This window comes from Streptomyces sp. NPDC059649 (assembly GCF_042734445.1).
In the GTDB taxonomy this organism is placed as follows: Bacteria; Actinomycetota; Actinomycetes; order Streptomycetales; family Streptomycetaceae; genus Streptomyces.
The window spans coordinates 14,866-37,618 of record NZ_JBHWDV010000046.1; the positions used below are offsets into that span (position 1 = coordinate 14,866).

General features: G+C 72.0%; 23 protein-coding genes. 8 read left to right on the top strand and 15 right to left on the bottom strand.

Features of this window, described 5'->3' with window-relative positions:
- Positions 1-26 precede the first annotated feature (26 nt).
- The 10 genes from ACFV1J_RS32440 to hisD form a co-directional block, all read right to left on the bottom strand.
- Complete coding sequence (locus ACFV1J_RS32440; RefSeq protein WP_385864113.1) at positions 27-404, bottom strand: hypothetical protein; 378 nt, start codon at positions 402-404, stop codon at positions 27-29.
- Positions 401-619 carry a hypothetical protein gene (locus ACFV1J_RS32445; protein ID WP_385864116.1) on the bottom strand — a complete coding sequence of 73 codons (219 nt, stop codon included), beginning with the start codon at positions 617-619 and terminating at the stop codon, positions 401-403. The genes ACFV1J_RS32440 and ACFV1J_RS32445 overlap by 4 nt, the downstream gene beginning before the upstream one ends.
- An 88-nt stretch (positions 620-707) precedes the next feature.
- Positions 708-1,472, bottom strand: a complete 765-nt coding sequence (gene hisF, locus ACFV1J_RS32450; protein ID WP_385864118.1) for an imidazole glycerol phosphate synthase subunit HisF — start codon at positions 1,470-1,472, stop codon at positions 708-710.
- A complete protein-coding gene (locus ACFV1J_RS32455; protein WP_385864120.1) occupies positions 1,469-1,906 on the bottom strand; it encodes a RidA family protein in 438 nt (145 codons plus the stop codon). Before ACFV1J_RS32455 ends, hisF begins: the two co-directional genes overlap by 4 nt.
- Entirely contained in the window at positions 1,903-2,628 is a 726-nt protein-coding gene (gene priA, locus ACFV1J_RS32460) for a bifunctional 1-(5-phosphoribosyl)-5-((5-phosphoribosylamino)methylideneamino)imidazole-4-carboxamide isomerase/phosphoribosylanthranilate isomerase PriA (RefSeq protein WP_201802014.1), read from the bottom strand. Before priA ends, ACFV1J_RS32455 begins: the two co-directional genes overlap by 4 nt.
- 5 nt (positions 2,629-2,633) lie before the next feature.
- A complete protein-coding gene (gene hisH / locus ACFV1J_RS32465) occupies positions 2,634-3,284 on the bottom strand; it encodes an imidazole glycerol phosphate synthase subunit HisH (protein ID WP_385864124.1) in 651 nt (216 codons plus the stop codon).
- The gene (locus ACFV1J_RS32470) at positions 3,281-3,445 is read right to left on the bottom strand and encodes a hypothetical protein (protein WP_385864125.1); all 165 of its coding nucleotides are present in this window, start codon (positions 3,443-3,445) and stop codon (positions 3,281-3,283) included. Before ACFV1J_RS32470 ends, hisH begins: the two co-directional genes overlap by 4 nt.
- 4 nt (positions 3,446-3,449) lie before the next feature.
- Entirely contained in the window at positions 3,450-4,043 is a 594-nt protein-coding gene (hisB, locus tag ACFV1J_RS32475; protein WP_261952040.1) for an imidazoleglycerol-phosphate dehydratase HisB, read from the bottom strand.
- Positions 4,040-5,209: a histidinol-phosphate transaminase gene (locus tag ACFV1J_RS32480; protein WP_385864129.1), complete on the bottom strand. Its 1,170-nt coding sequence runs from the start codon at positions 5,207-5,209 to the stop codon at positions 4,040-4,042. Before ACFV1J_RS32480 ends, hisB begins: the two co-directional genes overlap by 4 nt.
- A 26-nt stretch (positions 5,210-5,235) precedes the next feature.
- On the bottom strand, positions 5,236-6,561 hold the full coding sequence (gene hisD / locus ACFV1J_RS32485) for a histidinol dehydrogenase (RefSeq protein WP_385864131.1): 1,326 nt from the start codon (positions 6,559-6,561) through the stop codon (positions 5,236-5,238).
- A gap of 308 nt (positions 6,562-6,869) precedes the next feature.
- On the opposite strand from hisD, the gene ACFV1J_RS32490 reads away from it, so the two are divergent.
- The 3 genes from ACFV1J_RS32490 (at position 6,870) to ybaK (ending at position 10,465) form a co-directional block, all read left to right on the top strand.
- The gene (locus ACFV1J_RS32490) at positions 6,870-8,471 is read left to right on the top strand and encodes an oxidoreductase (RefSeq protein ID WP_385864133.1); all 1,602 of its coding nucleotides are present in this window, start codon (positions 6,870-6,872) and stop codon (positions 8,469-8,471) included.
- Positions 8,472-9,196: 725 nt separating this feature from the next.
- A complete protein-coding gene (locus ACFV1J_RS32495) occupies positions 9,197-9,937 on the top strand; it encodes an LON peptidase substrate-binding domain-containing protein (protein ID WP_385864135.1) in 741 nt (246 codons plus the stop codon).
- Positions 9,938-9,970: 33 nt separating this feature from the next.
- Positions 9,971-10,465, top strand: a complete 495-nt coding sequence (ybaK, locus tag ACFV1J_RS32500; RefSeq protein WP_385864138.1) for a Cys-tRNA(Pro) deacylase — start codon at positions 9,971-9,973, stop codon at positions 10,463-10,465.
- A gap of 37 nt (positions 10,466-10,502) precedes the next feature.
- Here the strand turns inward: ybaK and ACFV1J_RS32505 are convergent, their stop codons facing one another.
- The 4 genes from ACFV1J_RS32505 to ACFV1J_RS32520 form a co-directional block, all read right to left on the bottom strand.
- Complete coding sequence (locus tag ACFV1J_RS32505) at positions 10,503-11,168, bottom strand: ABC transporter permease (protein ID WP_385864140.1); 666 nt, start codon at positions 11,166-11,168, stop codon at positions 10,503-10,505.
- Positions 11,169-11,236: 68 nt separating this feature from the next.
- Positions 11,237-12,055 (bottom strand): ABC transporter permease, encoded by an 819-nt coding sequence (locus tag ACFV1J_RS32510; protein ID WP_385864193.1) that lies wholly within the window; start codon positions 12,053-12,055, stop codon positions 11,237-11,239.
- A 100-nt stretch (positions 12,056-12,155) separates the two neighbouring features.
- Positions 12,156-13,166 carry an ABC transporter ATP-binding protein gene (locus ACFV1J_RS32515; protein ID WP_385864142.1) on the bottom strand — a complete coding sequence of 337 codons (1,011 nt, stop codon included), beginning with the start codon at positions 13,164-13,166 and terminating at the stop codon, positions 12,156-12,158.
- Positions 13,167-13,241: 75 nt separating this feature from the next.
- Complete coding sequence (locus ACFV1J_RS32520) at positions 13,242-14,534, bottom strand: NYN domain-containing protein (RefSeq protein ID WP_385864144.1); 1,293 nt, start codon at positions 14,532-14,534, stop codon at positions 13,242-13,244.
- Between the two features lie 275 nt (positions 14,535-14,809).
- Here ACFV1J_RS32520 and ACFV1J_RS32525 point away from each other — a divergent pair, with 275 nt between their 5' ends.
- Positions 14,810-14,977 carry a hypothetical protein gene (locus ACFV1J_RS32525; protein ID WP_385864146.1) on the top strand — a complete coding sequence of 56 codons (168 nt, stop codon included), beginning with the start codon at positions 14,810-14,812 and terminating at the stop codon, positions 14,975-14,977.
- 69 nt (positions 14,978-15,046) lie between these two features.
- Here the strand turns inward: ACFV1J_RS32525 and dnaE are convergent, their stop codons facing one another.
- Positions 15,047-18,589 (bottom strand): DNA polymerase III subunit alpha, encoded by a 3,543-nt coding sequence (gene dnaE / locus ACFV1J_RS32530; RefSeq protein WP_385864148.1) that lies wholly within the window; start codon positions 18,587-18,589, stop codon positions 15,047-15,049.
- A 220-nt stretch (positions 18,590-18,809) separates the two neighbouring features.
- On the opposite strand from dnaE, the gene ACFV1J_RS32535 reads away from it, so the two are divergent.
- The 4 genes from ACFV1J_RS32535 to ACFV1J_RS32550 all read left to right on the top strand — a co-directional run bounded on the left by ACFV1J_RS32535 (position 18,810) and on the right by ACFV1J_RS32550 (position 22,717).
- A complete protein-coding gene (locus tag ACFV1J_RS32535; RefSeq protein WP_385864149.1) occupies positions 18,810-20,162 on the top strand; it encodes a DUF2252 domain-containing protein in 1,353 nt (450 codons plus the stop codon).
- 92 nt (positions 20,163-20,254) lie between these two features.
- Positions 20,255-20,914, top strand: coding sequence for a hypothetical protein (locus ACFV1J_RS32540; protein WP_385864151.1), 660 nt, complete (start codon positions 20,255-20,257; stop codon positions 20,912-20,914).
- A gap of 121 nt (positions 20,915-21,035) precedes the next feature.
- Positions 21,036-21,899, top strand: a complete 864-nt coding sequence (locus tag ACFV1J_RS32545) for a thioredoxin domain-containing protein (protein WP_385864152.1) — start codon at positions 21,036-21,038, stop codon at positions 21,897-21,899.
- 101 nt (positions 21,900-22,000) lie between these two features.
- Positions 22,001-22,717, top strand: coding sequence for a hypothetical protein (locus ACFV1J_RS32550; protein ID WP_385864154.1), 717 nt, complete (start codon positions 22,001-22,003; stop codon positions 22,715-22,717).
- Positions 22,718-22,753: the final 36 nt, after the last annotated feature.

The following is a 22,753-nucleotide window of genomic DNA, read 5'->3' on the forward strand; positions in this document are numbered from 1 at the left end:
GCGCCCCGGCGGGCTGTGCGGGTGGGTTACTTGGTCCGCCAGTCGCGAATGCGCAGCGCGGCTTCCAGCAAGCCCGCCTCTCGCTCGCGGATGTCCCGTACCAGCTGGACCACGGCGCCGGGTGGCGGGGTGATCGGCTCACCGGAGTCCGCCATGTACGTATCCGCACAGGCCGCCCCGATGGTGGCGTTGTAATCAGAGAACGGCTGCAGGAGCAGCGCGGTGTGCAGGAAGGTGGCGGCCCGCGCGGCCGCCTCTTCGTAGTAGACCTCGCCGGCTAACCGCTGGTAGCGATGGCGCTCCGCCATGCAGTGCAGGGCGCCCCAGTCGCGGATGGGCGTGTTGGCAGGCGAGACCTCGATCTGGACGTTGAGGATCCAGCCCGCGTCGACGGACAGGATCACCTCATGCCCTCCGGGAAGACCTGATCGAACTCGGCCTTGTACGCCAGCGCCTTCTGCGTCGCGCCCTCGACGAAGCGCTGCTTCTGCCGCCGCCGCACCACGTCTTCGGTCAGTATGTCGTGCGCCAGCCGCTTGATGGCCTTGCCCTGCTCCTTGGCCTCGGCACGCAGCTCGGCGAGCTCTTCCTCGGTGAATTCGATCGTGATTCCAGGCATGTCGTCAGACTAGACAGCCCGCCACCATGATCACTACCAACTTCACTACCAAGAGTGAAACCAGGGCCCGCCGGCCACCGTGTGCCCCTCAGCGCACCGGGTGCCCCGCCTCGCGCAGGGTCTGCTTGACCTCGCTGATGCGGAGGTCGCCGAAGTGGAAGACCGAGGCGGCGAGGACCGCGTCGGCGCCGGCGGCGACGGCCGGGGGGAAGTGGGAGAGCTTGCCGGCGCCGCCGGAGGCGATGACCGGGACGGTGACGTGCTTGCGGACCGCCTCGATCATCTCGACGTCGTAGCCGTCCTTGGTGCCGTCGGCGTCCATGGAGTTCAACAGGATCTCGCCGGCGCCGAGTTCGGCGGCGCGGTGGGCCCATTCGACGGCGTCGATGCCGGTGCCGCGGCGGCCGCCGTGGGTGGTGACCTCGAAGCCGGACGGGGTGCCGGCGTCGGTGCGGCGGGCGTCGACCGACAGCACCAGGACCTGGCGGCCGAAGCGTTCGGCGATCTCGCGGATCACGTCGGGGCGGGCGATGGCCGCGGTGTTGACGCCGACCTTGTCGGCGCCGGCGCGCAGGAGTTTGTCCACGTCCTCCGGGGTGCGGACGCCGCCGCCGACCGTGAGCGGGATGAAGACCTGTTCGGCGGTGCGGCGGACCACGTCGTAGGTGGTCTCGCGGTTGCCGGAGGAGGCGGTGATGTCGAGGAAGGTCAGCTCGTCGGCGCCCTCCTCGCCGTAGATCTTGGCCATCTCGACGGGGTCTCCCGCGTCGCGGAGGTTCTGGAAGTTGACGCCCTTGACGACCCGGCCGTTGTCGACGTCCAGGCAAGGGATGACTCGGACCGCCAGGGTCATCGCGGTTCTCCTTCGGGGGCCCGGGGCGCGCTCCCCGGGGTTGCGCTGTCGCGGAATGCTTCGAGTTCGATCTGCACCAGCACCCGCGGATCGACGAAGCCGGAGACCACGACCATGGTCGCGGCGGGCCGCACGGCGTCGAAGAGCTCCTTGTGGGCCCGGCCGACGGCGTCCACGTCGCGTACGTGGGTGAGGTACATACGGGTGCGGATGACGGATTCGGCGCCCAGGCCGAATTCCTTCAGCGCGTCGAGGCCCTGCCGGAAGGCCGCGCGCGCCTGTTCGTACGGGTCCCCCTCACCGTGCAGCACCGTGCCGGTGAACGGCAGGGTGCCGGCGACGAGGACCCGGTCCCCGGCCGCGACGGCGCTTGCATGGCCGAAACTCCCCTCCCAGGGGCTGTCGGACTGTACGCGCCGCACGGCCTCGCTCATCGGGACACCGCCTCCAGTGCTTCCTCCAGGGTGAACGCCTTGGCATAGAGCGCCTTGCCGACGATCGCGCCCTCCACACCTTCCGGGACCAGGCCCGCGATCGCCCGCAGGTCGTCGAGGGAGGAGACGCCGCCGGAGGCGACGACGGGGCGGTCGGTGGCGGCGCAGACGTTCCGCAGCAGCTCCAGGTTGGGGCCCTGGAGGGTGCCGTCCTTGTTGATGTCGGTGACGACGTACCGGGCGCAGCCCTCGGAGTCCAGGCGGGCCAGCGTCTCGTAGAGGTCGCCGCCGTCGCGGGTCCAGCCGCGGCCGCGCAGCGTCGTGCCCCGGACGTCCAGGCCGACCGCGATCCGGTCGCCGTACTCGGCGATGATCTTGGCGACCCACTCGGGGTTCTCCAGCGCCGCGGTGCCGATGTTGACCCGGGTGCAGCCGGTGGCCAGCGCCGCGGCGAGCGAGGCGTCGTCGCGGATGCCGCCGGACAGCTCGACCTTGATGTCCATCGAGCGGGCCACCTCGGCGATCTGCGCGCGGTTGTCACCGGTGCCGAAGGCCGCGTCGAGGTCGACGAGGTGCAGCCACTCGGCGCCGGCCCGCTGCCAGGTGAGGGCCGCCTCCAGCGGGTCGCCGTAGGAGGTCTCGGAGCCGGACTCGCCGTGGACCAGGCGGACGGCCTGGCCGTCGCGGACGTCGACGGCGGGCAGCAGTTCAAGCGTGTTCACAGCGTTCACAGCGTTTCGATCCAGTTGGTCAGGAGCTGGGCACCGGCGTCGCCGGACTTCTCGGGGTGGAACTGGGTGGCCCACAGCGGGCCGTTCTCGACCGCGGCCACGAACGGCTCGCCGTGCGTGGCCCAGGTGACCTTGGGGGCGGCGAGGTGCGGGTTGCCGATCTCCAGCTCCCAGTCGTGCACCGCGTAGGAGTGCACGAAGTAGTAGCGGGCGTCGGCGGGCAGCCCGGCGAACAGCCGCGAGCCCTCGGGGGCGTCGACGGTGTTCCAGCCCATGTGCGGAACGATGTCGGCCTTGAGCGGGCCGACCGTGCCCGGCCACTCGTCCAGGCCCTCGGTCTCCACACCGTGCTCGATGCCGCGGCCGAAGAGGATCTGCATGCCGACGCAGATGCCCATGACCGGGCGGCCGCCGGCCAGCCGGCGCCCGACGATCCAGTCGCCGCGGACCTCCTTCAGCCCGCGCATGCAGGCGGCGAACGCGCCCACGCCCGGGACCAGCAGCCCCTCGGCGTTCATCGCCCGGTCGAAGTCCCGGGTGATCTCCACGTCCGCGCCGACATGGGCCAGGGCGCGCTCCGCGGAGCGGACGTTGCCGAAGCCGTAGTCGAGGACGACGACCTTCTTACGGGAGGACGGGGCGGTCAATTCCACACCTCCAGCCGCAGCACACCGGCGGCCAGGCACATCGCCGAGCCGACGGAGAGCAGCACGATCAGGCTCTTGGGCAGCTCCTGCTTCCAGAAGGAGTAGACACCGCCGAGGAGGAAGAGCCCGAGCAGGATGAAGACGGTCGACAGGCCGTTCACGGGACTACAGGGCTCCCTTGGTCGACGGGATGATCCCGGCCGCGCGCGGGTCGCGCTCGCTGGCGTAGCGCAGGGCTCGCGCCAGGGCCTTGAACTGGCACTCCACGATGTGGTGGGCGTTGCGCCCGTACGGGACGTGGATGTGCAGGGCGATCTGCGCCTGGGCGACGAAGGACTCGAAGATGTGCCGGGTCATCGTCGTGTCGTAGCTGCCGATCATCGGCGCCATGTTCTCGGGCTCGGTGTGCACCAGGTAGGGGCGGCCGGAGAGGTCGACGGTCACCTGGGCGAGCGACTCGTCCAGCGGGACGGTGCAGTTGCCGAAGCGGTAGATCCCGGACTTGTCGCCGAGGGCCTGCTTGAAGGCGGCACCGAGCGCGAGGGCGGTGTCCTCGATGGTGTGGTGGGTGTCGATGTGCAGGTCGCCGTCGGTCTTGACCTTGAGGTCGAACAGGCCGTGCCGGCCGAGCTGGTCGAGCATGTGGTCGTAGAAGCCGACACCCGTCGACACGTCGACCTCGCCCCGGCCGTCGAGGTCGATCTCGACGAGCACGGAGGTTTCCTTCGTGGTGCGCTCCACGCGTCCGACGCGGTTCATGCGCTCTGCTCCTTCGGGGGCGTGGGGGTGGTGTCCCCCACGAACGTCACTAGTTCACGGGCCGCGTCGAGGAACGCGTCGTTCTCCGCCGGGGTGCCCGCGGAGACCCGCAGCCAGCCCGGTACGCCGTTGTCGCGGACCAGCACGCCGCGGTCGAGGATCTGCTGCCAGACCGCGGGGGCGTCGGCGAACCGCCCGAACTGGACGAAGTTGGCGTCGGATTCGACGACGTCGTAGCCGATCGCGCGCAGTTCGGCGACCAGCCGGTCGCGCTCCTGCTTGAGCTGCTCGACGTACTTCAGCAGGGTGTCGGTGTGCTCCAGCGCGGCCAGCGCGGTGGCCTGGGTGACCGCCGAGAGGTGGTACGGCAGCCGTACCAGCTGGACCGCGTCCACCACCGCCGGGTCCGCGGCGAGGTAGCCCAGGCGCAGCCCGGCCGCGCCGAAGGCCTTCGACATGGTGCGGGAGATGACGAGGTTCGGCCGCCCGGCGAGCAGCGGCAGCAGCGAGTCGCCGTGGCTGAACTCGATGTACGCCTCGTCGACCACGACCATCGCCCCGGCGGTCCCCGCCCTGGCCGCCTGGGCCGCCTCGTACAGGGCGAGCACCGCCTCGGCCGGGACGGCGTTGCCGGTGGGGTTGTTGGGGGTGGTGATGAAGACGACGTCGGGACGGTGCTCGGCGATGGCGCGTTCGGCCGCCGGCACGTCGATGGTGAAGTCGTCGTTGCGCGGACCGGAGATCCAGCCGGTGCCGGTGCCGCGCGCGATGAGCGAGTGCATCGAGTACGAGGGCTCGAAGCCGATCGCGGTGCGGCCCGGACCGCCGAAGGTCTGCAGCAGCTGCTGGATGACCTCGTTGGAGCCGTTGGCGGCCCAGACGTTCTCGACGCCGACCTCGTACCGGCCGGTGCGGGTGAGGTACCGGGCCAGCTCGGTGCGCAGCTCGACCGCGTCCCGGTCCGGGTAGCGGTTGAGGCCGCGGGCGGCCTCGCGCACCCGCTCCGCGATCCGCTCGACCAGCGGCTCGGGCAGCGGGTAGGGGTTCTCGTTGGTGTTCAGCCGTACCGGGACGTCCAGCTGCGGGGCGCCGTAGGGGGACTTGCCGCGCAGTTCGTCGCGGACCGGGAGGTCGTCCAGGCCGGCCACTGGGGAGGTGCGGGTCATGGGTGGAGTGCCTTGCTTCGCTCGCGTCACTTGCCTTCGGGGACCTTCCAGCCGAACCGGGCCTTGACGGCCGCCCCGTGTGCGGGCAGGTCCTCGGCCTCGGCCAGCGTCACGACGTGGTGCGCGACCTCGGCCAGTGCGTCCCTGGTGTAGTCGACGATGTGGATGCCGCGCAGGAACGACTGCACGGACAGGCCCGAGGAGTGGCAGGCGCAACCGCCGGTGGGCAGCACGTGGTTGGAGCCGGCGCAGTAGTCGCCGAGCGAGACCGGCGCCCAGGGGCCGACGAAGATCGCGCCGGCGTTCTTCACCCGCTGGGCGACGGCGGCGGCGTCCGCGGTCTGGATCTCCAGGTGCTCCGCGCCGTACGCGTCGACGACCCGCAGGCCCTCCTCGACGCCGTCCACCAGGACGATCGCGGACTGCTTGCCGGACAGCGCCGGGACGATCCGGTCGTCGACGTGCCGGGTCGCGGCGACCTGCGGCTCCAGCTCCTTCTCGACGGCCTCGGCGAGCTCGACGGAGTCGGTGACGAGGACCGCGGCGGCCAGCGGGTCGTGCTCGGCCTGGCTGATCAGGTCGGCGGCGACGTGCGCGGCGTCGGCGGTGTCGTCGGCGAGGATGGCGATCTCGGTCGGGCCGGCCTCGGTGTCGATGCCGATGCGGCCGGTGAAGTAACGCTTGGCGGCGGCGACCCAGATGTTGCCGGGGCCGGTCACCATGTTGGCCGGGGCGCAGGTCTCGGTGCCGTACGCGAACATCGCGACGGCCTGGGCGCCGCCGACGGCGTACACCTCGTCGATGCCGAGCAGCGCGCAGGCGGCGAGGATCGTCGGGTGCGGCAGGCCGCCGTGCTCCTTCTGCGGCGGGGACGCCAGCGCCGTCGAGGCGACGCCCGCCTCCTGCGCCGGGACGGCGTTCATGATCACGGACGACGGGTAGACCGAGCGGCCGCCGGGGGCGTACAGCCCGACCCGCTCGACCGGCACCCACTTCTCGGTGACCGTGCCGCCGGGCACGACCTGGGTGGTGTGCGGGGCGCGGCGCTGGGCGCGGTGGACGATGCGGGCGCGCCGGATGGACTCCTCCAGGCTCGCGCGCACGGCCGGGTCGAGCTCCTCCAGGGCACGGGTCAGCGCGGCGGCCGGCACCCGGACCTGGTCCAGCGTGACGTGGTCGAACTTCTCCGCGTACTCGATCAGCGCCGCGTCGCCACGATGATGCACGTCCTCGCAGATCGGCCGCACCTTCGAAAGGGCGGCCTCCACGTCGAACTCGGCACGGGGCAGCAGGTCGCGCAGGGCGCCGCCCTCGGGAAGGGCGTCACCGCGCAGATCGATTCGGGAGATCACGTCCCCAGTGTCTCAGACCCGCTCCCGCGCCCGGCCGCCCGTATCACTCAGTGATACACAGCGACGCGGGGGCCGGACGCAGGGTGACCCGGCGCCGCGAAGTTGACCGGAGTTGGCCCTGACCACGCGTGTTCAACCGGTCACCGGGCGGGCAAGGGCCACGTAGCGGCGTACGGGGAGACCTGCGGGACCGGCCGCGGGACGCGCGCGGACCGGCGCACGGAATGCGTCCGAACAGGTTGCGACACGCGAAGACGGCGGAGCAGGCACGCGCCGCGGCGGACCACGGAACAGCAAGGGGGAACACAGTGACGGAGACCAGGGACGGCGACGCGCCCGCCGACCTGCGGCTGACCTCGGCGGAATGGAGCATGTGGCAGGCCTTCCGCAACGGCAGCACCTGCGATCTGCACATCGGGGACCCGGTCCGCGACGATCCGCACGGCCAGCACCTGTGGGGCCCGGAGCGCCGGGTGCGGGCCCGCGTGCTGGCGCTGCTGCTGCTCGACGGGCCGCCGGCGCAGCCGGGCCGGGTCTCGGCGCTGAAGCTCACCGGCGCGTACATCACGGACACTCTCGACGTGGCGGGCGGCACGATCAAGCCATTCGTGGAGCTGCGGGACTGCCGCTTCGAGGCCGAGGTGGTGCTGCCGGAGAGCCGGTTCAGCACGCTGCGGATGGTGAACTGCGCGATCCCCCGGCTGGAGGCCGCCCGGCTGCACACCGAGGGCGATCTGCATCTGCCGCGCTGCGTCGTGCAGTCCGGCATCCGGCTCACCGACGCCCACATCGGCACCGACCTCATGCTCAACCAGACCGTCGTCCACAAGGACCGCCAGGGCCGCTCCGTCATGGCCGACGGCCTCACCGTCGCCCAGGACCTGCAGGCCGAGATGCTGGAGTCCTACGGCGAGCTGTCGCTGCGCGGCGCCACGGTCGGGGTGTCGCTGAGCCTGCGCGGCAGCCACCTGAGCAACCCGTTCGGCCGCCGGGCGCTGAACGCCCCGCAGCTCACCGTCGAGCGCACCCTCTACCTGACCGCCGCGGGCCTGGCGAACTCCCCGTTCTCCAGCGGCATCACTCCCCCGTACGGCATCCCCACCACCCCGCCGCGCGGCACCCGTATGCAGCGCTTCGAGTGCGAGGGCGGGATGCGGCTGGACGACGGCCGGTTCGGCGACGCGGTCGACTTTGAACACGCGCGGTTCGTCATGGAGTCCGACCAGGAGCTGTCGCTGCGCCGGATCCAGACCCCGGAGCTGCGGTTCCTCGGCGAGCGGCCGCAGCGCGGCCGGGTCATCCTCTCCGGCGCCCGGGTCGTCAACCTCGTCGACAAGTCGGCAAGCTGGCCCGGCCTCGGCGGCCTGTGGATGGCCGGCTTCGCCTACGAGACGCTGATACCGCGCGGCCACTTCCCGCTGGGCCTCCGCCTCCAGTGGGTCGCCGCGGCGACCCCCGAATACGCTCCCGAGCCCTACGAGATGCTCGCCGCCTCGCTGCGCGCCAGCGGTGAGGACTCCGACGCCCGCGAGGTCCTGCTGGCCAAGCAGCGCCGCCGCCGCGAGACGCTGCCGCTGGCCGCGAAGGCGTGGGGCTTCCTCCAGGACTGGACCGTCGCCTACGGCTACCGCCCCGGCCGCGCCGCGGTCTGGATGGCCATCCTCTGGGCCATTGGCACGGCCTACTTCTCGGCGACCCCGCCCCCACCCCTCAAGCCCGGCGAGGCACCCCCCTGGAACCCGTACCTCTACTCCCTCGACCTCCTCCTCCCCGTCATAGACCTCAACCAGGACGCCGCCTGGAAACCAGGAGGAATCGCCCAATGGGTCGCGGCGATCCTCATCATGGCCGGCTGGGTCCTGGCCACAACGGTCGCCGCGGGCGCGTCCCGCCTGTTGCGGCGGCAGTAGTCCCCACGTACCCGTCTGTCCCGCCGCGGGGTTGCTCGCCGTTGCCGCTTTGCGGCGCCCCGCACGTACCCGTCTGTCCCGCCGCGGGGCTCGCTCGCCGTTGCCGCGATGCGGCGCCCCGCACGTGCCCGTCTTTCCCGCCGTCGAGGTTGTTCGCCGTTGCGCCTGGCGGCGGGCGTGGTGTGTGCGGGTGCGGTGACAGCCCTACAGACTTCGTCCTCCGGTCTGTCCCCTCCCGTTGGTGGGGGGAGGGGTGAGTGGGGGCGGGCGTTGTCGTTCGGCGGTGTCTCGCGTCGTGCGGTGTCTTGTGTCGTGCGGTGTGGGGAATACCGCCCCGGCCCGTCGGGTTGAGGCCCGCAAGGGGTGCCCGTATCCCTTACGGGATCTGTTCGGCCCCGCCCTTAAGGGACCCCCCACGCCCACCCCCACCGCCCTCAACTTCCCCCCTCACGGGAGGGGACGGGCCGGAGGGGCCTTGTTCGTGGACGTAAAGCGAAGCAGTCCACGAACAAGGCCCCGGAGGTCCGTCACCGCACCCGACAACCACCAGCCCGCCGCAGGCGCAACGGCGAACCACACCCGCGGCGGGACAGACAGCTACGTGGGCGGCGCCGCCAAGCGCAACGGCGAGAAACCACCGCGGCGCCGCAGACAGCTACGTGGGCGGCGCCGCCAAGCGCAGCGGAACGGCGAGGAGCCCAAAAACGTGGGGCTAGGCTAACGTCGTGACCTCGCTACCCCTCTTCCCGCTCAACTCGGTCCTGTTCCCGGGGCTCGTGCTGCCCCTGAACGTGTTCGAGGCGCGGTACCGGGCGATGATGCGCGATCTGGCCGCGCTGCCCGAGGACGAGCGCCGGTTCGCGGTGATCGCGATCCGGGACGGACGCGAGGTCGCGCCCACCGCGCACGGCCTGCCGGACAGCACGCTGCCGGACGAGAAGGGGCCCGCGGCGGGCTTCGGGGACGAGCCGATCCGGGCGTTCCACACGGTGGGGTGCGTCGCGGACGCCGCGACCATCCGCGAGAAGTCGTCCGCGGCCGACGCCGGCTACGAGGTCCTGGCCACCGGCACCACCCGCTTCCGGCTGCTGTCCGTGGACGCCTCCGGGCCGTATCTGACCGGCGAGGTGGAGGAGCTCGAGGAGAGTCAGGGCGAGGGCGCGGGTGCGCTCGCCTCGGGTGTCGTACGGGCCTTCCGTACGTATCAGAAGCGGCTGGCCTGGGCGAACGAGCGGACGCTGTCGAGCGGGCAGGACCTGCCGGCCGATCCGGCGGTGCTGTCGTACCTCGTCGCGGCGGCGGCCGTGCTGGACGTGCCCGCCAAGCAGCAGTTGCTGGAGGCGCCGGACACCGCGGCCCGGCTCGGGCAGGAGCTGAAACTCCTTCGTCAGGAGTCGGCGCTGCTCGGTAAGCTCCCGTCGCTGCCGGCGGTGGAGCTCACCCGGCAGCCGACCAGCCCCAACTGACCGACCGCAGCCGTACGAAGAGGTACGAAGACGTTGGCGAAGAAGTCCAGGAAGTCCGTCGGCACCCCGGCGACGGTCGCGCTCACCGCGGCCGGTGTCGCCTTCACCACCCACTCCTACGACCACGACCCGGCCACCGCCTCGTACGGTGAGGAGGCCGCCGAAGCGCTCGGTGTCGCACCCGAGCAGGTCTTCAAGACGCTGCTGGCGGAGGTCGACGGGACGCTCACGGTCGCCGTGGTGCCGGTGTCGGGGTCGCTGGACCTCAAGGCGCTGGCGGCCGCGGTGGGCGGCAAGCGGGCCGCGATGGCCGATCCGGCGGTGGCCGAGCGCACCACCGGGTACGTGGTGGGCGGGATCTCGCCGCTGGGGCAGCGCAAGCGGCTGCCCACGGTCGTGGACGCCTCGGCCGAGGGCCGGCCGACGGTGTGTGTGTCGGCGGGGCGGCGCGGGCTGGAGGTCGAGCTGGCTCCGCAGGATCTGGTGGCGCTCACGGGGGCGCGGCTGGCGCCGATCGCCAAGAGGTGACGAAGGGCGGGGGCGGCCGTGGTGCCGCCCCCCGTCGTCAGCCGTCGGCGGGCGGGTGGTGACCGTGGTGGTCACCGGGCGCGGGGGCCGCGGACCAGTCCGGGGCCGGGAGTTCCGGGTCGCGGGGGCCGAAGAATCCGGTCAGGGCGAGCTGGGTCACCATGGCGGCGAGGGGCCAGGCCAGCAGGGCGCCCTTGGCCTGGAGGCGGAGCGGGGCGTAGAAGGTGACGCCGGGGCCGACCTGCTTGGCGTGTGCGGCGAGGTCCGGGGTGGGGCCCAGCCACATGCCGGTGATCCAGCCGACGGCCGCGCCGAGGAGTCCGCCGACGGTCAGCGCCACGACCAGGGGGATGCCGGCGCGGCGGCGGAAGAGGAACGTCACGGCGGCGCTGAGCACGCCGAAGCCGAGGGACAGCAGCAGGAAGGTGCCGTCCGTGCCGATCGCCTCCTCGCCCTCGGTGTCCTTGAGGTAGACGTTGTGGCTGTCCGCGATCAGCGGGATGTGCGGGGCGAGCCAGTCCCACAGGACGCCGAGCAGGACGCCGCTGACCGCGACCAGCAGCGCGATCAGCGCGGCCTCGCGCAGCTCGCGGCCGAGCGGGGGGTCGTCGGTGCCGGTGGCACCGGGGCCGGCGGGCGCGGCGTCGGGGTGCTGCGGCTCTTCGGGCGGCTGGTTGTCGGAGGGCGTCAGCGGTGCGGTCACCCCGTCATCGTGCCAGGTGGGGCTGGTGGGACCGGAAGCAGGACGCCCGTTCGGCGCCGGGGTGCCGGTCACCGGGTCGCCGCACGGCGGTAGGCCCAGGTGGCGACGGCCAGCGAGAGCACGCCGACGGCGGCGCAGACGCCGAGGTCGGCGCCGACCGCCGACCAGTCGGGGTGCGCGCCGAAGCTGCTGGCCAGCGCCTCGACGCCGTAGGTGGAGGGCAGCAGATCGCGTGCCCAGCCGATCAGCTCGGGCATCCGGGCGGCCGGCAGCACGCCCAGCAGCAGTGCCGCCGACATCCCCAACTGACCGCAGAGCGTGGCGAGTTCGGGGCGCGGGGCGAGCAGTCCGAGGGCCGCGCCGAGCCCGGCCAGGGCGGCACCGGCGAGCGGCAGCACGGCGGCCAGCACCCACAGGTGGGTCATCGGCAGCTGGAAGAGCAGACAGCCGGTGACCGCGGTGACGAGGGTGCCGGGCACGGTGAAGGACGCGTAGGCGGCGGCCGCGCCGAGCACCACGGCGGCCGGCGGCACCGGCAGCGTCGCGTAGTGGTCGAGTCCGCCGCCGGCCCGCAGCTGGCCGAAGTACTGGGCGAGGAGGTTCAGCGCCACGAAGGCGACGACCAGCACGCTGGAGCCGGCGACCACGTCGCGGGCCGGGTCGCCGCCGTCGACGACGCCGCGCAGCAGGACCATGATCCCGATGGACTGGAAGGTGGCGACGAACAGCAGCGGTATCCGGGCGACCCGGGCGCGGGAGAGCTGGGCGCGGTAGACGGCGCCGAGCGCGGGCCCGAAGCGGGCGCGCGGCGCCAGCGGGGCGGCCTCGGCGGACGCGTCCGCGGCGGCCGGGGACGTCGTCCCGGCCACCGCCTGCGCGGGAACCACACTCACCGTGTCATCCAGCCTTCCTCGTGGTGTCCCCCGTGCGTCTTCGGTCCCCCGGCCGCTCCCCGGTGTGCAGTACGTCCGCCGGGCCGGTCGGTGTTCATGCCTTCACCAGTCCTTCGGCGCGGCCACCGAGCGCCAGGTAGACGTCCTCCAGGCTCGGCGTGGCGAGCGTGAAGTCGTCGAGGGCGGCGAACGCGGGGCCGGCGGTGACCGCGGTGACCGCGGAGCGGGCCTGGTCGGCGGGGAGGCGGAGGGTCCAGCGGCGGCCGGAGGTGCGTGCGGCGGCTTCGAGGGCGGCGACCTCGGGCACGTCCAGCGGCGGGCGGTCGCGCCAGACCAGTTCCAGCCGGACCTCGTCGCTGACCATGTCCTTCAGTCCGCCGGGCGTGTCACAGGCGATGACCCGGCCGCGGTCGATCACCGCGACCCGGTCCAGCACGCTCTCGGCCTCCAGCACGTTGTGGGTGACCAGCACGACCGTGGCGCCTCGCTCGGCCCGGCGGCGGTCCACCGCGGCCCATACGGCCCGCCGGGCCACCGGGTCCATGCCGGTGGTCGGCTCGTCCAGGACCAGCAGCGGCCGCTCGCCGGTCAGCACGGTGGCGAAGCAGGCCAGCCGGCGCTGACCGCCGGAGAGCTTCTTCAGGGGGCGGGCCGCGAGGTCGGTGAGGCCCAGCTCGGCGAGGACCGCGTCCCGCTCCGCGCGCGCCTCCCGGGCGCCGAGGCCGCGCAGCCGGCCGGTGGTCTCCACGGCCAGCGCGACGGTCAGCTCGTCCAGGGCGGTGGACTCCTGCCCCAGGTAGCCGAGCAGCCGGGCGGCGCGTTCGGGGTGGCGGACCAGGTCGTGGCCGAGGACGTGGATGCTGCCGGCGTCCGGGCGCAGCAGGCCGGTCAGCTGGCGGACCAGGGTGGACTTGCCGGCGCCGTTGGGCCCGAGCAGCCCGAAGATCTCCCCGCGGCGTACGTCCAGGCTGATGCCGTCGTTGGCCCGTACGGCGGGGGCTGCTGCCGCCCCGCGGCGCCCGCGCGGTGCGGGGTAGGTCTTGACCAGCTCCCGCACGGCGATCACCGGCCCGCCGTGCTCCGGCCCTTCTGCGCCCGTCCTCACGAGCTATGAGGGTACGCGTCCCGGGGCCGCCGCCGGTCCGCGGGGCACCGGGGCGGGCGTGCCGGACGGTGGTGGTCAGTCCCCGGCGGGGGCGTGTTCGGCGGCGGTGCGCAGGTCGACCTCGCGCCAGAAGCCGGCCCGGATCGCGTAGCGGTCGTGCTCGTCGATCTGGTCGTCCTTGTGGGCGAGCAGCCCGAACCGGGCGGCGTAGCGCAGCAGTTCCCCGTCGATCCGGTGCGGGATGCGCGGGTACTCGGTCGACAGTTGCTGGAGGTGGGCCGGGTCGGAGAGCCGCTCGGTCCAGCGGCGGGCGAAGACCTGGCCGACCTCGAAGGGGTCGCCGCTGACCGCGGTGATGTCCTCCTCGCGGTCGGCCCAGCGCTGTTCGGCGCTGGTGAGCTGGGCGAGGGTGGGCAGGGAGGCGGTCGCGTCCGGTTCGCCGACCGGGCCGCCGCGCTCGACCCAGCCCTTGTCGGACGACCAGCGCAGGGTGGCGCCGCCCGCGGCGGTGGGCTGGGCGGCGCCCTGGCCGGCCGCCCGGTCGCGGCCGAGGCCGGCCAGGTCCTTGGGCGTGGGCACGCCCCTGCTGCCGCTGGTGCCGGGCTCGGCGCCGGAGGGCTGGTCGCCGTTGCTGCCGGCCGCGGGGCGGGTCACGCCGTTGGCGGGGGTGCCCGGGTGGGTGCCGTCGGCCTGGTCCGGGCCGGACTGCGAGGCGGTCGCCGCCGCGGCGGCGGCGACCGCGGACTCGGGCAGCGGCGCGGAGAGGATGGCGGCGATCTCGGGGCGCGGGACGGGCGGGGGCGGGCAGAGGCCGCTGAGTTCCTTGGCGCGGACCGCGCGGGTGATCCAGGTGCGGTCGAGGACGCGCCGCTCGTCGGCCTCGGCGACCAGGTCCTCGGACTGGTTGTAGTCGCCGTCGGCGGCCTGGACGGCCCAGAGGTGGACGGCGACGCCGTGTTCCTTCGCGGACATCAGGCCGGGCAGCAGATCGCCGTCGCCGGTGACCAGGACGATGTCGGAGCAGGCGCGGTTACGGGCGAGTTCGGTCAGCTCGGCGTGCATGGCGGCGTCCACGCCCTTCTGCGCCCAGCGGCCGTCGCTGCGGGTCAGGGCACCCAGCCGGACGGTGACCCGGGGCATCACGCGCAGCCGCCGGTGCTCGGGTTGCGGGACGCGGTCGGGGGCGCCGTCGAACCAGTAGATGCGCAGCAGCGGGCGTTCGGTGTCCGCCTCGGCGCGCTGGCGCAGGCCCTGGATGAGGGCGGCGTGATCGACGGTGATCCGGGACCGGGCGGGCTCTCCGGCGAGCAGGCTCGCGGCGGCGCCGAGCAAGTATCCGGCGTCCACCAGGACGACGCAGCGATCCACGTTCCACCCTCTTCCCTGAGGTGCTGAAAGTCCGGTCGCCCCCCGGCTCGGCCCGTGGCACGAGTTTTCCTTCGGCTTTCCTTCGAGTCTGCCCGACCGTACGGGCGTTATCTGCCGGAACTGGATCATCGGCGTGGCGGATTCGGCGGGGATCTCGGGTACAGCGCGTGATCGACCGCATTACAGAGGGTAATTGCCCGAAATGCAGGGTTCTGTCCCGCGTGTAAGTCTGGTCGCGGCCCCGATCCCAGATTCCCCCTCAGGAGGCAACGGTCATGGCCAAGGACAAGAAACAGAACCGCAGTCAGAAGGCCGCCAGCCAGGCGGAGCGCGGCCAGCAGGCGGCCCAGAGGTCATCCATGGAGGCCCAGGCGAAGTCGGTCAGCGCCACCCCGGGGGATCTTGCCCGCAAGAACCGCGAGCGCCGGTTCGGCCACAACTGACGCGTAGGACAGGCGAATTGAGGGGCGCGTCCACGGCGGGACGCGCCCCTCGGGTGCACCGGCGGCCGGTCAGCCGGCCAGGCAGGACGGGCCGAGCAGCACCTTGAGGTCACCGAAGAGCGACGGGTCGGGGGTGACCCGGTGCCGGTCCAGCCGGAGCACCGTGGTCTTGCGGGCGCCCTGCAGCTTGATCCGCACCTCGGTGGAGCCGCGGTGGCTGCTGAGCACCTCACCGAGCTTCTCGACCATCGGCGGGGTGACCTTGACCGTCGGGATGGTGATCGTCACGGGGGCGTTGGTACCGGCCTCGGAGAGGTCGGGGACCATCATCTCCATGGCGACCAGCCGGGGGATGTCCTCCCGCTTGTCGAGGCGGCCCTTGACGAACACCACGGTGTCCTCGACGAGTTGGGTGGACACCAGCTGGTAGGTGGCCGGGAAGAACATGCAGTCGATGGAGCCGGCCAGGTCCTCGACGGTGGCGATCGCCCAGGCGTTGCCCTGCTTGGTCATCTTGCGCTGGAGGCCGGAGATGATGCCGCCGATGGTGACGATCGAGCCGTCGGAGTAGTCGCCGCCGGTGAGCTGGGAGATGGCGGCGTCGGCCTTGTCGGACAGCACGTGCTCCAGGCCGAAGAGCGGGTGGTCGGAGACGTACAGACCGAGCATCTCGCGCTCCTGGGCGAGCAGATAGGCCTTGTCCCACTCCTCCTCGGAGAACTCCACGTCCAGGCCGAAACCAGGGCCGTCGTCGGCGGAGTCGTCGCCCATGCCGCCGAAGAGGTCGAACTGTCCCTCGGCCTCCTTGCGCTTGACCTGGACGACGTTGTCGATCATCGATTCGTAGTGCGCCGTCAGGCCCTTGCGGGTGTGGCCCAGCTCGTCGAAGGCGCCGGCCTTGATCAGCGATTCGGTGGTGCGCTTGTTGCAGACCACCGCGTCGACCTTGTCGAGGTAGTCCGGGAACGAGGCGTACTTCCCCTTGGCCTTGCGGCAGCGGATGATCGAGTCGACGACGTTCTGACCGACGTTACGGACCGCGGTGAGGCCGAAGAGGATGACGTCGTCGCCCTGGGCCGCGAAGTTGGCCTCGGACTCGTTGACGTTGGGCGGCAGCACCTTGATGCCCATGCGGCGGCACTCGTTCAGATAGACCGCGGACTTGTCCTTGTCGTCACGCACGGACGTCAGCAGCGCGGACATGTACTCGGCCGGGTAGTTGGCCTTGAGGTACGCGGTCCAGTACGTGACCAGGCCGTACGCGGAGGAGTGCGCCTTGTTGAAGGCGTAGCCGGCGAACGGGACCAGGACGTCCCACAGGGCCTGGATGGCCTCGTCGGAGAAGCCCTTCTTCTTCGCGCCCTCCTGGAACAGGACGAAGTTCTTCGCCAGCTCCTCGGGCTTCTTCTTGCCCATGACGCGGCGCAGGATGTCGGCCTCGCCGAGGGAGTACCCGGCGATGATCTGGGCGGCCTTCTGCACCTGCTCCTGGTAGACGATCAGGCCGTAGGTGAGGCCGAGGACCTCCTTGAGCGGCTCCTCCAGCTCCGGGTGGATCGGGGTGATCTCCTGGAGGCCGTTCTTGCGCAGCGCGTAGTTGGTGTGCGAGTCCATGCCCATCGGGCCCGGGCGGTACAGGGCCGAGACGGCGGAAATGTCCTCGAAGTTGTCGGGCTTCATCAGCCGCAGCAGCGAACGCATCGGGCCGCCGTCGAACTGGAAGACGCCGAGGGTGTCACCGCGGCAGAGCATCTCGTACGTCTTGGGGTCGTCCAGCGGGACGGAGAGCAGCTCCAGGTCGACGCCCTTGTTCTTCTTCACCATCTTGACGGCGTCGTCCATGATGGTGAGGTTGCGCAGGCCCAGGAAGTCCATCTTGAGCAGGCCGAGCGATTCGCACTGGGGGTAGTCCCACTGCGTGATCGTCACGCCGTCGGTGTGCCGCGTCCAGAGCGGGGCGTGGTCGACGATCGGCTCGCTGGACATGATCACGCCGGCCGCGTGCACACCCATCTGCCGGACCAGGCCCTCGACGCCCTTGGCGGTGTCGATGACCTTCTTGACGTCCGGTTCGTTCTCGTACATCGCGCGGATCTCGCCCGCCTCGTTGTACCGGGGGTGCGAGGGGTTGGTGATGCCGTCGAGGTCGATGCCCTTGCCGAGGACGTCGGCGGGCATGGCCTTGGTGAGGCGGTCGCCCATGGCGTACGGGTAGCCGAGGACGCGGGCGGAGTCCTTGATCGCGTTCTTCGCCTTGATCTTGCCGTAGGTGCCGATCATGGCGACCTTGTCGGCGCCGTACTTCTCCGTGACGTACCTGATGACCTCGACGCGCCTGCGCTCGTCGAAGTCGATGTCGACATCGGGCATGGACACGCGCTCGGGGTTGAGGAACCGCTCGAAGATCAGCCCGTGCTCGATCGGGTCGAGGTCGGTGATGCCCATGGCGTACGCCACGATCGAACCGGCCGCGGAACCACGGCCGGGGCCGACCGCGATGCCGTTGTTCTTGGCCCACATGATGAAGTCGGCGACCACGAGGAAGTAGCCGGGGAACCCCATCTGGATGATGACGTCCATCTCGTACTCGGCCTGCTTCTGGCGGTCCTCGGGGATGCCGCCCGGGAAGCGGCGGGCCATGCCGCGGCGGACCTCTTCCTGGAACCAGGTGACCTCGGTGAAGCCCTCGGGGATGTCGAACTTCGGCATCAGGTCGCGCTTCTCGAACATCCCGGTGGTGTCGATCTGGTCGGCGACCAGCCGGGTGTTGTCACACCCCTGCTGCCAGGCGTCCGAGGAGTCGATGGCGTACATCTCCTCGGTGGACTTGAGGTAGTAGCCCGTGCCGTCGAAGCGGAAGCGGTCCGGGTCGGAGAGGTTCTTGCCGGTCTGGATGCACAGCAGCGCGTCGTGGGCCGCGGACTCGTGGGCGTAGGTGTAGTGCGAGTCGTTGGTCACCAGGGGCGGGATGCCGAGTTCCTTGCCGATCTTCAACAGGTCGTCGCGGACCCGGCGCTCGATCTCGATGCCGTGGTCCATCAGCTCCAGGAAATACCGGTCCTTGCCGAAGATGTCCTGGTATTCGGCGGCGGCCTTGCGGGCCTCCTCGTACTGCCCCAGCCGCAGCCGGGTCTGCAGCTCGCCCGACGGGCAGCCGGTGGACGCGATCAGGCCCTCGGACCACTGCGCGATGGTCTCCTTGTCCATCCGCGGCCACTTCTGCAGCCAGCCCTCCGCGTACGCGTCCGAGGACAGCCGGAAGAGGTTGTGCAGGCCGGTCTTGTCGGCCGCCCAGATGGTCTTGTGGGTGTAACCACCGGAACCGGAGACGTCGTCGCGCTTCTGGTGCGGCTGGCCCCACTGGATCTTGCGCTTGTTGCGCCGCGACTCGGGGGCGACGTACGCCTCGATGCCGATGATCGGCGTGACCCCGGCCTTCTGCGCCGAGTGGAAGAAGTCGTAGGCGCCGTGGAGGTTGCCGTGGTCGGACATGGCGATGTGCGACATGCCCATCTCGTTGGCCGCCTTGAACATGTCCGACAACCGCGCCGCACCGTCCAGCAGGGAGTACTGGGTGTGCACGTGCAGGTGCGTGAACGGCGGCTTGGCCACGGCGGAGGACCTCCGGAAGGCGAGTGGGCGACTGGTGGACGGAACGGTCTCGAAGTCTACGACTCCCCACTGACACTCGCGGGGCACTCGTGGGTAGCCTCGGCCGTTGTCCCGGAAGATGTCCCGGCAGACCCTCCCCCGGCCATGCCCGGGGGTGTCCCCCACACGGTCAGTTGCGGCTCTCCGCCCTTGTTTTCCGCACCTCAGGAGGCACCCAGCGATGCCGTCCCAGCACGTCCCGGCGCAGGACGCCGCGCAGCGCGGCGAGGAGATCCTCGCCGTTTTCGACACCGCCTTCGGGGAGCTGCTCGCCGCCGATCCGGCGGCATTCCGGGTGAAGTTCCGGAAGATGGCCGCCTCCGCGTTCGCCTTCTACCGGGGCACGGCCTGCCTGTTCTACCGGGACCTGGCGGACGGCGCGGACCACGGCCCGTACCTGGACGAGCGCACCTCCCGGGTCTGGATCCACGGCGATCTGCACGCCGAGAACTTCGGCACGTACATGGACGCCACGGGCCGGCTGATCTTCAACGTCAACGACTTCGACGAGGCGTACGTCGGCCCGTTCACCTGGGACCTCAAGCGGTTCGCCGCCTCGGTCGCGCTGATCGGCTACGCCAAGGCGCTCAGCGACGAGCAGATCACCCACCTGGTGCGGGTCTACGCCGCTGCCTACCGGGAGCGGATCCACGCGCTGGCCTCCGGGGCGAAGACGGACGAGGTGCCGCCCTTCTCGCTGGACACCGCCGAGGGCCCGCTGCTGGACGCGCTGCGCGACGCCCGGTCGCTGACCCGCTTCGCGCTGCTGGATTCGATGACCGAGATCCGCGACTTCGAGCGGCGCTTCGCCGCGGGCGGTGGCAGCGTCGAGCTGGACGCGGCGACCCGCTACAAGGTGCTCGCCGCGTTCGACGGCTATCTGGAGACGCTGCCGGAGTCGAGCCTGGGCCGCCCGGACTCCTACCGGGTCAAGGACGTGGTGGGCCGGCGCGGCATCGGCATCGGCTCGGCCGGCCTGCCGTCGTACAACATCCTGTTGGAGGGCAACAGCGACGCCCTGGAGAACGACGTCGTGATCTACATGAAGCAGGCGCAGACCCCGGCCGCCTCCCGGCACATCACCGACCCCGCGGTCCGCGGCTACTTCGAGCACGAGGGCCACCGCACGGTCATCTCCCAGCGCGCCCTGCAGGACCACGCCGACCCGTGGCTGGGCTGGACGCAGATCGAGGAGGACGGGCGCCGCACCGGCCAGCTGGTCGCCGAGATCTCGCCGTACGCGGTCGACCTGGACTGGTCGGACATCGACGACCCGCAGGAGATCGCCGCGGTCGTCGCCGACCTGGGCCGCGCCACGGCCACGATGCACGCCGCGGCGGACGACGAGAGCGGCCACTCCCTGGTCCCGTTCTCGACCGAGCGGGCCATCGACGCGGCGATCGCGGCCGACGAGGACGGCTTCGCCCCGCTGCTGGTGGACTTCGCGCACTCCTACGGCGCCCAGGCCCGGGCCGACCACCAGGTCTTCGTCGACCTCTTCCGCAACGGCCGGATACCGGGCCTGGAGGCCTGACCGGCGAAGGGGTACGGGTCCTCGGTCCTGCCCGGTCGAGGACCCGTCCCCTTAGGCGCCGCTTAACCCGGCGCATGGCACACTCGGCAGCGATGGACATTTCGGCGGCACATCTGCGGGCACTGCGCGCAGCGCTCTTCACGGCGCTGTGCGTCACGCTGTCCACGGGCTCCCATGTGCTGCTGTCCCGGATGCCGCTCCCGCTCACCACCGTCGCCGCGATCGGCGCCGCCGTCTTCGCGCTCGCCTACGCGCTGGCCGGCCGGGAGCGCGGCTTCTGGCGGATCGCGGCGCTGCTGCTCCCCCTGGAGCTCGCCGCCGACCTGGTCTTCAGCCTCGGTCAGCACACCTGTTACGGCGCGGCGGGCGGCCCGGTGGCCGGTCCACTGCGCTCGCTCGGGGTGGATCTGCTCTGCGGCGGCGGCAGCGTCGGCGCCCCCTTCCTGCGGCTGACCGATCAGGGCAGCGCGCCCGCCTCGGCCTGGCTGCTGCTGCTCGCGGCGCACCTGGCCGTCGGGCTGCTGGCGGCCGGCTGGCTGCGGCGCGGTGAGGCCGCGCTGGTCCAGCTGCTCGGCGCGGTCTGCGCGGTCGCGTTCCGCCCGCTGCTGCTCGCGGTCGCGGTCATCGGCGCCACGGCCGCCCCGCGCCGCCCCGTCCCCGCCTCCGTACGGACCGGGCCGCGGGCCCGCGCCGTCCCCCTGCTCGTGCACTGCGTCGTGCGCCGCGGGCCGCCCTGCGCGCTCGCCGCCTAGAGGCCGGTTTCCTCCCGGCCCGGCGCGGCCCGGCCGCACCGTACGCGTACGCTCACCCGCGCCGCGTACGCCTCCCGCAGCACGCACCCCCGTCCACGGACCCCACGGAGCAGGAACAGTCATGAGCAACCGCAACAGCCAGGCCAACAAGCAGGCAGCCCGCGAGCGGCTGCGCGCCGAGCGCGAGCGGCAGGCGAAGAAGGAACGGATCCGCCGGCAGTTGACCGTCGGCGGCGCGATCGTCGGCGTGCTGGCGGTAGCCGGTGGCATCGGGGTCGCGGTCGCCACGTCGGGCGGCAGCTCCTCCGGCGGCGACGCCGCGGCCAGCGCGGGCGACAGCACGGCGTGGGCGAAGGCCGCCAAGGCCAAGCTGGTCAAGCCCGCGCACACCACCGGCGCCAAGGGCACGACCGTCGTCGTCGGCAAGCCGGACGCCAAGAACACCCTCGGCCTCTTCGAGGACCCGCGCTGCCCGGGCTGCTCCGCCTTCGAGCAGAACGTCGGCGCGACCGTCGAGAAGGACATCAAGGACGGCCGGTACAAGGCGGAGTACCACCTCGGTACGTTCCTGGACGGCAACCTCAAGGGCACCGGCTCCAAGAACGCGCTGTCCGCGCTGGGCGCCGCCCTCGACGTCAGCCCGGACGCCTTCCTGAAGTACAAGTACGCGCTGTACTCGAAGGAGTTCCACCCGGAGGAGACCGGGCCGGACAAGTTCGCCGACGACAGCTACCTGATCAAGGTGGCCGACACCATCCCGGCGCTGAAGGGCAACGCGGCGTTCCAGAAGGCCGTCAAGGCCGGGACGTACGACCGGTGGGCGCTGGAGATGTCCGCCGAGTTCAACTCCCACAAGGACGTCACCAGCACCCCGACGCTGAAGGTTAACGACACCGTCATCGGTACGGACAGCCCGCAGGGCAAGGTGGCCCCGTCCACCGTCGCGGCCTTCAACTCGATGGTCGACAAGGAACTCAAGCACTGACCTGACGGTCCGTGTGGTTACCGGCCGGCGTGCGCTCCGCACGCCGGCCGATGCCAAATCTTGACCCGGCCGGATGCCGTGCACATGGCAGACTCCCGACCGTGCAGGCGACGGGAGTGCGCCCGGGCGCCCGGCCGGCGGGCGCACCGGCGGTTCAGCTCAGGGTGGTGCGGGCGGCGCTGTTCACCGCGCTGTGCACCACCCTGTCCGCGGCCTCCCATGTGCTGCTCTCGCACGCCCCGTTGCCGCCCGCCGCGGTCGTCGCGATCTGCGCCGGGGTCTTCGCCGCGGCCTATCCGCTGACCGGCCGGGAGCGCGGCTACCGGGCCGTGGCCGGGCTGCTGGTGCCGCTGGAGCTGGCCGCCGACACCGTCTTCACCACCGGGCAGCACACCTGTTACGGCCCGGCCGGCGGGCCGCTCGCCGGGCCGCCGCACTCGATGGGCGTCGATCTGCTGTGCCGCGGCGGGGAGTTGGGCACCCCGCTGGCGCGGCTGGTGGCCCACCCGGGCGGCGGTCCGCTGCCGCCCGCCGTACCGGCCGCCGCGCCCTGGCTGCTGCTGGCCCCCCATCTCGCGGTCGGCCTGGCCGCCGCCGGCTGGCTGCACCGCGGGGACGCCGCCCTGGACGCGCTGCTGCGCGCGGCGGCGGGCGCCACCTTCCGCCCGCTGCTGACCGCCGCCGCGGTGGCCGCGGCGGCACTGCTCCCGCCCCGCCGCCGGGTCCGCCCGCTGCACCCGCTGCCGCCGGCCCGGCCGCTCCCCCTCCTCGTGCACTGCGTCCGGCGCCGCGGCCCGCCCCGCCCGGCCGCCGTCTGACCTTTCGTACGCACCACCACACCACCCCGAGGGGAC

What these genes read in the sequence shown, in the direction of transcription:
- ACFV1J_RS32445 (WP_385864116.1), bottom strand. Translation starts at nt 619, where the DNA reads ATGCCTGGAATCACGATCGAATTCACCGAGGAAGAGCTCGCCGAGCTG.
- hisF (WP_385864118.1), bottom strand. Translation starts at nt 1,472, where the DNA reads ATGACCCTGGCGGTCCGAGTCATCCCTTGCCTGGACGTCGACAACGGC.
- ACFV1J_RS32455 (WP_385864120.1), bottom strand. Translation starts at nt 1,906, where the DNA reads ATGAGCGAGGCCGTGCGGCGCGTACAGTCCGACAGCCCCTGGGAGGGG.
- hisB (WP_261952040.1), bottom strand. Translation starts at nt 4,043, where the DNA reads ATGAACCGCGTCGGACGCGTGGAGCGCACCACGAAGGAAACCTCCGTG.
- ACFV1J_RS32480 (WP_385864129.1), bottom strand. Translation starts at nt 5,209, where the DNA reads ATGACCCGCACCTCCCCAGTGGCCGGCCTGGACGACCTCCCGGTCCGC.
- ACFV1J_RS32525 (WP_385864146.1), top strand. Translation starts at nt 14,810, where the DNA reads ATGGCCAAGGACAAGAAACAGAACCGCAGTCAGAAGGCCGCCAGCCAG.
- ACFV1J_RS32535 (WP_385864149.1), top strand. Translation starts at nt 18,810, where the DNA reads ATGCCGTCCCAGCACGTCCCGGCGCAGGACGCCGCGCAGCGCGGCGAG.
- ACFV1J_RS32540 (WP_385864151.1), top strand. Translation starts at nt 20,255, where the DNA reads ATGGACATTTCGGCGGCACATCTGCGGGCACTGCGCGCAGCGCTCTTC.
- ACFV1J_RS32545 (WP_385864152.1), top strand. Translation starts at nt 21,036, where the DNA reads ATGAGCAACCGCAACAGCCAGGCCAACAAGCAGGCAGCCCGCGAGCGG.